This window comes from Ruminococcus sp. 1001136sp1, assembly GCF_039841815.1.
Classification (GTDB): domain Bacteria; phylum Bacillota; class Clostridia; order Lachnospirales; family Lachnospiraceae; genus Blautia_A; species Blautia_A faecis.
The window spans coordinates 20,838-32,546 of the sequence record NZ_JBDPGY010000033.1; the positions used below are offsets into that span (position 1 = coordinate 20,838).

The following is an 11,709-nucleotide window of genomic DNA, read 5'->3' on the forward strand; positions in this document are numbered from 1 at the left end:
AATTATTACGCTCCACTCTGGATCCATACCAAAATCTTTTCTGGATATCCAGCTTTTTTATGGCTCCAGTCTGTTCAGGTCTCTTGGGAACAGGCATGCCTCACGGACATTTTCCTCCCCGAGAAGCTGCATGGTAAGACGCTCCAGACCGATTCCAAGACCACCATGAGGAGGCATACCGTATTTAAATGTATCCAGATACTGTTCCATTCCTTCTGTCTCCATACCTCTGTCCTCTATCTTTTTCAGAAGGGCATTGTAATCGTGAATTCTCTGTCCTCCTGTTGTGATCTCAAGGCCATGGAAAAGCAGGTCAAAGCTTAACGTAAATCTGGTATCCTCTGGATCATCCATTGCGTAGAACGGACGCTTCTTAGATGGATAATGGGTAACAAAAACAAAATCCGCATTATATTCTTCTTTAAAATACTGACCAATCAGGGCTTCCTCCTCCGGCTCCAGATCAAATGGATTACGGATCTGACGGTTGTATTTCTTCGCAACCAGCTCTTTTGCCACATCAAAACGAACTGCCGGAATCCTGGAAGCATCTGGAAGCTCAACCTTCAGGATCTCCAGTTCTTTTGCATAATCCTCTTTTAAAAGCTTCATTGCATACTGCAAAAAGCCAGTCTCCATAGCCATGATCTCTTCAAAGCTATCAATATAGCCCATCTCAAAATCAAGACTCGTATATTCATTTAAATGTCTTTTGGTGTTATGTTTCTCAGCACGGAAAACAGGTCCGGTCTCAAATACTCTGTCAAAAACTCCCACCATCATCTGTTTGTAAAACTGTGGGCTCTGAGCCAGAACAGCCGGTTTATGGAAATAGCTGAGTTTAAACAGGTTCGCGCCTCCCTCAGCACCTCTGGCTCCGATCTTCGGCGTATGGATTTCCGTAAATCCATTTTCATAGAGATAATCACGAAAAGCCCTTGTCAAAGCTTCCTGGATTTTAAATCTTGCGCGCTCCTGAATATTGCGGAGGGAAAGGGAACGGTAATTTAATTTGGCTTCCAGAGAAGTATTCAGCTTCCATTTATCGATTGCAAGAGGAAGAGGTTCAGCCGGAGAAGACAGCACCTGAATTTCACGAATGTGAAGCTCTCTGCCATGAGGCGCTCTCTCTTCTTTATTTACAACACCTTTTACTCTTACTGTCATGCCTTCTTTCAGATCATGAATGGAAAAATCAACATCCTCATTTACTAAAACGGTCTGAAACAGACCCTCTCTTCTTCTGATAATTACAAATGCAACATCTCCCATGTTGCGGATACTGTGAATGGCGCCCTCCAGGATGGCTTCCTGATTCAGAAGTTCTTCTCCCATCAGTGCATCCCAGCTGCTCACTTCTTTTTTCCAGCTTCCATCCAAAAACTCCATTTCCTCATCCTCCATTTCCTAAAATCATAAAAATATATCTTATAAAAACCCCAGCCAGAATTTCTGAAAAATCCTATACAACAGGATTAGAATTCTGCCTTAGACTATACCTCATCATATAACAGCATCAGAACCATCTGAGCTGTCTCTACCATATTTGTCCCGGAATCCATACTGCATTTCTGAATGTACCGGTATGCATCTTCTTCGCTTAAATGGTTTCGCTCCATAAGAAGAAACTTTGCGTTGGAAATGTAATTCTGCTCTTTCCAGGAACGCGTTTTCGGTTTCTTCTTCTCTTTTTTTAGCCGCCGCTCGATCTGGGACAACATCATATCCACCGTGTTTACCAGGTCGCTGACTTTCATTGGCATTTCCACAGTAAGGACGGATGTAGGCGCTTCCGCAATCACTCTTCCAGATGCCAGCAACAGCATTTCAAAATATGAAGGAATATCTTCCAGCACATCCCGGTAATACCGGTCCGTCAGCTTATAACCACAGATCAGAATACCTCCGTCCAACTCACTCATGCTGGCAAGTGCTGTTGAAGCAGTTGAACATACCGCAGCTACAGAAAAACCGTGCCGGTTCAATATGGTACGTATTTTCTTTGCGTCATCGATTTTCGGTAATGCAATTACAATGCTGCTGTTCATACCATGCTACTCTCTTATCTTAAATCTTGTATAAATACTGGCTGATTTCCCACTCGCTTACCTGTCTCATATAATTCAGCCATTCTTCCTTCTTGGCAGCTGCATATTCCTCACAGAACTTTTTACCAAGTACACTCTGGATCCAGGTGCTATTCTCGAAATGTGTAAGGGCATCATCCAGGTTCAGCGGAAGATTTCCAATATTCATAGCTTTCTGGTCAGATTCGGAAAAAGAACGATCCGATGCCTTGGTAGGATATAATTTCTGCTGAATTCCATCCAGACCGGCTGCAATACAAACAGCAAACACAAGGTAAGGATTTGCAGATGCATCTGGGCTTCGAAGCTCGATTGCCAGGCTGTCTGATCTTAAATTGGAAATACGGATCAGAGAGTTCTGGTTATTCTTTGTCCAGGTCAGTTCTGTAGGAGCATCATAGCCAGGTACAAGTCTCTTGTAGGAATTCACAAGCGGATTGGTAATGGCGGCCATCTCTTCACTGTGTGCAAGAAGACCTCCAATAAAATGATAAGCATCCTCGCTGAGACCATTTACATCATCAGGATCAGCAAATATATTTTTTCCATCTTTATACAATGCAAAATGAATGTGCATACCGGAACCATTCACCTCAGCTCTCGGCTTTGGCATAAAGGTTGCATGAAGTCCATGCCGTTTTGCAATGGTGCGGACTGCCATTTTGAAAGTCATCACACAGTCAGCCATTTCATTTGCACCGGAAAATTTAAAATCAATCTCATGCTGTGCCGGAGCGGTTTCATGATGGGAAGATTCAATTTCATATCCCATATCTTCCAGATTCAGAACCATATCACGTCTTGCATTTTCTCCCAGATCCAGCGGGCTGATATCCAGATATCCAGCTTTTTCATGAGTCAGTGTAGTGGGAACTCCGTTATCATCTGTGTGAAATAAGAAAAACTCACATTCCGGATCCACTTCACAAACATAGCCTTCCTTAGCAGCCATCTCTACCACCTGTTTCAGAATATATCTCGGGCTTTTCTCAAGCGGCGTTCCATCTGAGCGGTAGATATCACAGAGCAGTCTGGCTACCTTTCCCTGCTGCGGACGCCACGGAAGAATGGTGAAAGTATTATAGTCCGGATGTAAATACATATCCGGCTCTTTCTCCCCTGCTATTCCGGCAATGTAGGAGCTGTCTACTACATATTCATTATCCAGTGCCCGGGGGAGCTCCCGAGCTGTAATCGCAATATTTTTCAAAGTACCGAACATATCGGTAAACTGAAGACGAATGAATTCTACATCCTCGTCTTCTGCCATCTGTAACACTTCTTCTCTGGTGTAATTCCCCATGGTGTTCTCTCCTTCTTTCACTCTCATGCCCTCATCCATCCATTACGCATGACTTATTTAAACAAAAAAGGCGCACTTCAAAAAGATACCCTTCTGAAGAACGCCCTTGTTCATGGAGGTAATTATAGCAATGAGGTCATGCTTTGTCAACTTATTTTTTACCACTTTACCATATCAGCGTTGTATAAAATGATGTACAAAATAAATCTTTTGTATCAGAACGGAAAATCGGGAGCAAATTTAGTTTGCCCCCGACCATACTTTTTATATACTCTCTTTTTTATTTTCCCGACAGCGATTCAGCAGGTATTATTCCACAAAGCATTTTTTTGCCAATTTACAGATAAGAATATCCCATCAGGGATTCATCCACTGCCTTTGCGGCTTCTCTTCCTTCACGGATTGCCCATACTACCAGAGACTGGCCTCTGTGCATATCTCCTGCTGTGAAAACCCGCGGTACGCTGGTCTCATAAGCTTCCGGTTTTGTCTCTACGTTAGTTCTTGCAGTTGTTGCAACCTTAAATGCATCAGTCACATATTTCTGGCTTCCAAGGAAACCAGCTGCGATCAGTACCAGGTCTGCAGGGATCACTTCTTCCGTCCCCTCTACCGGAACCATCATCATACGGCCTGTTTTGGCATCTTTCTCGCTTTTCAGCTTTACGATCCGGGCCTGGCAGACATTTCCGTTTTTATCTTTGATAAAATCAGTAACGGTTGTCTGGTAAACCCGGGGGTCATGTCCAAACACTGCAATTGCTTCTTCCTGGCCATAGTCTGTTTTTAAGACCTTTGGCCATTCCGGCCATGGATTGGAAGCAGCACGCTCTGTCGGCGGCATTGGCATCATTTCCAGCTGTGTTACAGATTTGGCGCCGAGACGTACGGAAGTACCCACACAGTCATTTCCGGTATCACCACCGCCAATTACCAGCACATGTTTGCCTCTTGCCTCTTCATAGGGAGCTTTGGTGAAATCGCTGTCCAGAAGAGTTTTGGTAACTTTTTTCAAGAAGTCTACTGCAAAATAAATTCCCTTTGCATCTCTTCCCGGCACTTTAATATCACGGGGATTGGAAGCTCCGCAACAAAGGATTACACGGTCATATTTCTTCAAAAGTTCCTCTGCTGTAATATCCACTCCAACATTTGTATTTGTCACAAATTTCACACCCTCAGCTTCCATCAGCTTCAGTCTTCTGTCGATCACAGATTTCTCCAGCTTCATATTTGGAATGCCGTAACGAAGAAGTCCGCCGATCCGGTCACTTCTTTCGAATACAGTTACATTGTGACCTCTTCTGTTTAACTGCTGTGCTGCTGCAAGTCCGGAAGGACCGCTTCCGATAACTGCTATGGTCTTTCCTGTACGAACCTTCGGAGGCTGTGGAACAACCCAGCCTTCTGCATATGCAGTCTCAATGATGGCACGTTCATTTTCCTTAGTGGAAACAGGCTCTCCATTTAAGTTGCAGGTACAGGCTGCCTCGCAAAGTGCAGGGCACACACGGGAGGTAAATTCCGGGAAGCTGTGTGTCTTGTTCAGACGAAGAAACGCCTGTTTCCAGTTTCCGGTAAATACCAGATCATTTGTCTCTGGCACCAGGTTGTGAAGCGGACATCCGGAAGCCATGCCGCCGATCATCATGCCTGCCTGGCAGAAGGGAACGCCGCAAGCCATGCAGCGTGCTCCCTGAAGTTTTTGTTTCTCTTTATTAAGAGGAGTACGGAACTCCTTGAAATTGGCAATTCTTACTTTTGGCGGCAGAACCTTTGCCGTCTCTCTGTTATATTCTAAAAATCCAGTCGGTTTTCCCACGATCTTCTGCCTCCTTAATGCTTAACTCCTATGCTTTCGTAGAATGCTTCCATCTGCGCCTGCTCACTGTTCAGACCTTTTTCCTCAAGCTTTGCACTTAATGTGATCATCTTCTTGTACTCATTTGGAATGAGTTTTTTGAAGTGAGGCAGATACATGTCAAACTGATCCAGAACCTTCTGTCCAAGCTCCGATCCCGTTGCAGCTACATGTGCTTCGATCAGATTTTTCAGTTCTTTTTTGTCATATTTATTGTCTACTTTTTCAATAGAAATCATCGCTTTATTTAAGTTCTTATAAAGAACATTTTCCACATCCAAAACATAAGCGATACCGCCGCTCATACCTGCTGCAAAGTTTTTGCCGGTTCTTCCAAGAACTACTACACGACCACCGGTCATGTACTCACAGCCGTGCTCTCCCACACCTTCCACAACTGCATTGGCACCAGAGTTACGAACTGCAAAACGCTCACCTGCCATACCGTTAATAAAGGCAGTTCCACTAGTTGCACCATAAAGAGCAACGTTGCCGACAATAATGTTATCTTCTGCTTTGTAACCGGCATTTTCCGGAGTCTTCAGGATCAGCTTGCCACCGGAAAGACCCTTTCCAAAGTAGTCGTTGCAGTCGCCGGTAAGCTTCAGAGTAAGACCCTTCGGGATAAAGGCACCAAAGCTCTGTCCTCCGGCTCCTGTACAATCAATCTCTACCGTGTCTTCCGGCAGTCCGTTTTTATTATTTCTGGTAATCTCCGCACCAAGGATTGTTCCAAATGCACGGTCTGTGTTCTTTACTTCTACCGAAAATCTGGTCTTCTCACCGCCATGAATTGCGCGACTGCATTTCTTCACAAGAACTTTCTCATCCAGAGTCTTCTCCAGCTGGAAATTGTACTCTGCTTTCGGATCAAAGGTTACCTCGCTGCCAACTTTTGCATATGGATTGTTCAAGATTGCACTAAGGTCTACTTTACCTTTGTGCGGCTCATCAACTGCATCTGTAGCAACCAGAAGATCTGTGCGTCCTACCATCTCTTTCAGGCTTCTCACACCCAGTTTTGCCATATATTCACGAAGCTCCTGGGCAATAAATTTCATAAAGTTCTCAACATATTCCGGTTTGCCTTTGAATCTCTTTCTCAGCTCCGGATTCTGGGTAGCTACACCAACCGGGCAGGTGTCCAGATTGCAGACTCTCATCATTACACAGCCCATAGTTACAAGAGGTGCTGTAGCAAAACCGAATTCCTCTGCACCAAGAAGTGCTGCAATTGCAACATCACGACCGCTCATCAGTTTACCGTCTGTCTCAATGCGGACACGGTTACGAAGTCCGTTCATAAGCAGTGTCTGATGGGTTTCAGCAAGTCCAAGCTCCCACGGAAGTCCTGCATTGTGAATGGAGCTTCTGGGTGCTGCACCAGTACCTCCATCATATCCGGAAATCAGGATTACCTGTGCACCAGCCTTTGCAACTCCGGCTGCAACCGTACCAACGCCAGCCTCAGAAACCAGCTTTACAGAAATATCTGCATATTTATTTGCATTTTTCAGGTCATAAATCAGCTCTGCCAGGTCCTCGATGGAATAGATATCGTGATGCGGCGGCGGGGAGATCAGAGAAACACCAGGTGTGGAGTGACGGGTTTTCGCAACCCATGGATAAACCTTCTTCGCCGGAAGATGTCCACCTTCACCAGGTTTTGCGCCCTGTGCCATTTTGATCTGGATTTCTCTTGCAGATACCAGATAACGGCTGGTAACACCGAAACGACCACTGGCTACCTGTTTGATCGCAGAACATCTGTCATCCTTTGTTCCTGCTGAATCCAGTCTTTCATTGCTTTCACCGCCCTCACCGGTATTTGATTTTCCATGAAGATGGTTCATTGCAATAGCAAGTGTCTCATGTGCTTCCTGAGAAATGGAACCATAGGACATGGCACCAGTCTTAAAATGCTTTACGATTTCATCAACACTCTCCACCTCTTCAAGAGGGATAGGATTTTCTGCATACTTAAAGTCCATAAGCGCACGAAGATTGCCGTGATTTTCCTTATCCACAAGATCTGTATACTGTTTGAACATCTCATAGCTGCCTGTTCTTGTAGACTGTTGAAGGAGATGAATGGTTGCCGGATTGTAACGGTGCTCTTCTCCCTGGCTTCTCATTTTGTGGGCACCCACACTATCCAGAGTAAGGTCTGTGGTAAGTCCTAACGGGTCAAATGCTTCTGAATGAAGCTTTTCTACATTCTCCTCAATATCTTCCAGTGTAATGCCTCCAACACGGCTTACAGTACCTGTGAAATATTTATCGATAACATCCTGAGATACACCAATTGCCTCGAAAATCTGAGATCCCTGATAAGACTGGATTGTAGAAATACCCATCTTGGAAGCAATCTTAACAATACCACTGATAACTGCATGATTATAATCGTCTACAGCTGCATAATAATCCTTGTCCAGCATATGGGTATCAATCAGCTCATGGATTGTCTCCAATGCCAGATATGGGTTGACTGCACTTGCGCCATAGCCCAGAAGAGTAGCAAAATGATGAACCTCTCTCGGCTCGCCGGATTCCAGGATAATAGCAAGAGAAGTACTCTTTTTCGTCTTTACAAGATGCTGATGTACTGCAGAAACAGCCAGCAGAGACGGAATCGGCATATGGTTTTCATCCACGCCTCTGTCGGAAAGTACCAGAATATTGGCACCGTCCCTGTATGCTTTATCAACTTCCACAAACAGACGGTCAATAGCACGCTCCAGCTTTGTGCTCTTATAATAAAGAGTGGAGACAACAGCCACCTTGAAGCCTTCGTGATGCATTTCCTTAATTTTCAGCATATCTGTATTGGTAAGGATCGGATTGTTAATCTTTAATACCTTGCAGTTCTCCGGAATCTGCTCCAGAAGGTTTCCGTCTTTTCCAACATAAACGCTTGTGCTGGTGACAATCTCCTCACGGATCGCATCGATCGGCGGATTGGTTACCTGTGCAAAAAGCTGTTTGAAGTAGTCAAAAAGCGGTCTGTTCTGTTTGGAAAATACTGCCAACGGTGTATCCACACCCATTGCGCCAATGCTCTCAGCACCATTTAACGCCATGTTTCGGATAGAAGTACGATACTGCTCGTAAGTGTATCCGAAAGCCTTCTGAAGACGAGAACGCTGTTCCTCTGTATATTCTTCCATTCTTTCGTTTGGAATCTTAATATCTTTTAAATGTACCAGATTGCTGTCCAGCCATTCGCCGTATGGCTGTTTCTTCGCATACATCTCTTTTAATTCGTTATCGTCAATGATCTTGCCCTGAACCGTATCTACCAGAAGCATTTTTCCAGGATGAAGACGCTCTTTTAATATGATTTTCTCTTCCGGTACCGGCAATACTCCAACCTCAGAAGAAAGGATCATGCAGCCATCGGATGTTACGTAATATCTGGACGGACGAAGACCGTTACGGTCAAGCACTGCACCCATCACATCTCCATCTGAGAAAAGAATAGATGCAGGTCCATCCCATGGCTCCATCATAGTGGCATAATACTGATAGAAGTCACGTTTTTCCTGGGAAATGGTATCGTTATTTGCCCATGGCTCCGGAATGGTGATCATCACTGCAAGAGGAAGATCCATGCCGCTCATGGTAAGGAATTCCAGCGTATTATCGAGCATTGCAGAATCGGAACCATTTCGGTTGACTACCGGAAGGATTTTCTGCATTTCCCCTTCTAAGTATGGGGACTCCATATTTTCCTCTCTTGCCAGCATCTTATCTGCGTTTCCCCGGATAGTGTTGATCTCACCATTGTGCACGATCAGACGGTTTGGATGTGCTCTCTCCCAGCTTGGATTTGTGTTGGTACTGAAACGGGAATGTACCAATGCAATCGCAGATTCATAATCAAGGCTTTGAAGATCAGAGAAAAATGTACGAAGCTGTCCAACCAGAAACATACCTTTATAAACAATCGTACGGCTGCTCATAGAACATACGTAAGTGTTGTCATTACTCTGTTCAAACTCACGGCGGGCAATATACAGTTTACGGTCAAATGCGATGCCTTTTTCCAGATCATCCGGCTTTTTGATAAATGCCTGCATAATGCATGGCATGCACTCTCTTGCCTTATGTCCAAGAACCTCCGGAACTACCGGAACTTCTCTCCAGCCAAGGAACTCCAGTCCCTCTTTTTCCACAATGATCTCAAACATTTTTTTTGCCTGGGCACGTTTGATCTCGTGCTGTGGGAAAAAGAACTGGCCAATACCATATTCTCTTTCCTGGCCGATTTCGATTCCCTCTTTTTTACATGCTTTCTTAAAAAATTTATGGGAAATCTGAAGGAGGATACCAACGCCATCACCTGTTTTGCCTTCTGCATCTTTTCCGGCACGATGATCCAGATTCTCTACAATCCGCAATGCGTTGGCAACTGTATCATGGGATTTTTTGCCTTTGATATTGACAACTGCACCGATACCGCAGTTATCATGTTCAAATTCCTGACGGTAAAGTCCCTGCCTTTCCTTTATCACTTCTTTCATTTTCCTCATCCTTTCTATTGTTGATTAAGAGTTTCCTCTTTGTTTACTTTATCTACAGCTGCCTGGATAAATCCACGGAACAGCGGGTGAGCATGGTTCGGTCTTGATTTGAACTCCGGATGTCCCTGGGTTCCTACAAAGAATGGGTTTGCCGGAATCTCGATCATTTCCACAATGTGACCATCAGGAGAAGTTCCTGCTATGGTCATGCCTTTTTCTGCCAGTTCTTTGCGATATGCATTGTTAACTTCATAACGATGTCTGTGACGTTCCTGAATTTCTTTCTGTCCGAAAAGTTCCAGGGATAAAGAACCATCCGCAAGCACACATGGATAACTTCCAAGGCGCAGGGTTCCTCCAAGATCTTCCACATCTTCCTGGTCTGGCATAAGGGCAATTACCGGATTGGTAGTTTCTGGTGCAAGTTCAATGCTGTTTGCATCTTCATAACCAAGTACATGACGGGCAAATTCTACGATTGCCATCTGCATTCCAAGACAGATTCCAAGGTATGGGATCTTATGCACGCGGGCATACTGGGCAGCCAGGATCATTCCTTCTGTTCCTCTTCCGCCGAAACCACCTGGAACCAGGATTCCATCTACCTGGTAAAGCCTCTGATCCAGGTTCTTCTCGTTTAACTCTTCGGAATCAATCCAGGTAATCTCTACTTTCGCCTTGCATGCGATTCCGCCATGTTTCAGAGCTTCCACCACACTGAGGTATGCATCATGAAGCTGGGTATATTTTCCTACCATGGCAATGTTTACAGTTTTATCCGGATGGCGGAGATTTTCTACCATAGCCTCCCAGTCCGTAAGGTCTGGTTTTCTTTTTTCAAGTCCCAATGACTGCATGACCACATCTGCCAGTTTTTCACGTTCCATCGCAAGTGGGGCTTCATACAGATACTCTACATCCAGATTCTGAAGTACATGGCTTACCGGCACATTACAGAACAGGGCAATTTTGGCTCTCAGATCGTCGGTCAGCGGATATTCACTTCTGCATACCAGAACATCCGGCTGGATTCCCATTGCCTGAAGCTCCTTGACACTGGCCTGGGTTGGTTTTGTTTTCATTTCTCCTGAAGCTTTCAGGTATGGAATCAAGGTTACATGAATAAGGATTGCATTTTCATGTCCCACATCATGCTGAAACTGTCTGATGGATTCCAGAAATGGCTGGCTTTCAATATCTCCTACTGTTCCGCCGACTTCGATAATGGCAATCCTGTTTTCATCCGGGGATTTTGCGCGATAGAAGCGGCTTTTGATTTCATTTGTAATATGAGGGATTACCTGTACGGTTCCTCCTCCAAAGTCTCCATGACGTTCTTTTTGTAAAACGGACCAATAAATTTTTCCGGTAGTTACATTGGAATTTTTATCCAGGCTTTCATCAATGAATCGTTCATAATGGCCAAGATCCAGGTCGGTCTCAGTTCCATCGTCTGTTACGAAGACTTCTCCATGCTGAATAGGGTTCATGGTTCCGGGATCAATGTTGATGTAAGGGTCAAATTTCTGCATTGTGACCTGAAAACCTCTTGCCTTTAAAAGTCGCCCAAGTGAAGCTGCTGTGATTCCCTTTCCCAGTCCTGACACAACACCGCCAGTGACAAAAACGTATTTTACTGCCATCTTTCGATTTCCTCCTCCAATTGCTTTTAATGTGTTCTAATATGTAAAAAAGGCGTCAAAGAGGAGGATTAGGGGGCACTTAACCTATCCATTTCTCTTTGACGCCTTTGTCAAAACAAATTCTTATTCAAAAATATGGTATATAATATATCATTTTTTTGGCTTTGTCAATCCACTTTTTTTGCTATTTAATGTGTTGAAAGTTGTTAAAGGCGGACGCATTCGGACAATGGTGATTGCTCACTCGCCGGCGCAACGCTCCAGCGAACTAACTGCTAACTGCGACTAAATC

6 protein-coding genes are annotated in these 11,709 nt (G+C 44.5%); all 6 read right to left on the bottom strand.

What is annotated here, in order from left to right:
• Positions 1-57: 57 nt before the first annotated feature.
• Complete coding sequence (gene aspS, locus ABHC48_RS19235) at positions 58-1,389, bottom strand: aspartate--tRNA(Asn) ligase (RefSeq protein WP_148462913.1); 1,332 nt, start codon at positions 1,387-1,389, stop codon at positions 58-60.
• 104 nt (positions 1,390-1,493) lie between these two features.
• Entirely contained in the window at positions 1,494-2,048 is a 555-nt protein-coding gene (locus ABHC48_RS19240) for an ANTAR domain-containing protein (RefSeq protein ID WP_118578478.1), read from the bottom strand.
• 19 nt (positions 2,049-2,067) lie between these two features.
• Positions 2,068-3,390: a type I glutamate--ammonia ligase gene (glnA, locus tag ABHC48_RS19245; RefSeq protein ID WP_148462972.1), complete on the bottom strand. Its 1,323-nt coding sequence runs from the start codon at positions 3,388-3,390 to the stop codon at positions 2,068-2,070.
• Between the two features lie 337 nt (positions 3,391-3,727).
• A complete protein-coding gene (locus ABHC48_RS19250) occupies positions 3,728-5,212 on the bottom strand; it encodes a glutamate synthase subunit beta (RefSeq protein ID WP_148462912.1) in 1,485 nt (494 codons plus the stop codon).
• 14 nt (positions 5,213-5,226) lie between these two features.
• The gene (gltB, locus tag ABHC48_RS19255) at positions 5,227-9,774 is read right to left on the bottom strand and encodes a glutamate synthase large subunit (protein ID WP_118578479.1); all 4,548 of its coding nucleotides are present in this window, start codon (positions 9,772-9,774) and stop codon (positions 5,227-5,229) included.
• Positions 9,775-9,788: 14 nt separating this feature from the next.
• Positions 9,789-11,417 carry a CTP synthase gene (locus ABHC48_RS19260; protein WP_118578480.1) on the bottom strand — a complete coding sequence of 543 codons (1,629 nt, stop codon included), beginning with the start codon at positions 11,415-11,417 and terminating at the stop codon, positions 9,789-9,791.
• Between the last annotated feature and the right edge of the window lie 292 nt (positions 11,418-11,709).

What these genes read in the sequence shown, in the direction of transcription:
- aspS (WP_148462913.1), bottom strand. Translation starts at nt 1,389, where the DNA reads ATGGAGTTTTTGGATGGAAGCTGGAAAAAAGAAGTGAGCAGCTGGGAT.
- ABHC48_RS19240 (WP_118578478.1), bottom strand. Translation starts at nt 2,048, where the DNA reads ATGAACAGCAGCATTGTAATTGCATTACCGAAAATCGATGACGCAAAG.
- glnA (WP_148462972.1), bottom strand. Translation starts at nt 3,390, where the DNA reads ATGGGGAATTACACCAGAGAAGAAGTGTTACAGATGGCAGAAGACGAG.
- gltB (WP_118578479.1), bottom strand. Translation starts at nt 9,774, where the DNA reads ATGAAAGAAGTGATAAAGGAAAGGCAGGGACTTTACCGTCAGGAATTT.
- ABHC48_RS19260 (WP_118578480.1), bottom strand. Translation starts at nt 11,417, where the DNA reads ATGGCAGTAAAATACGTTTTTGTCACTGGCGGTGTTGTGTCAGGACTG.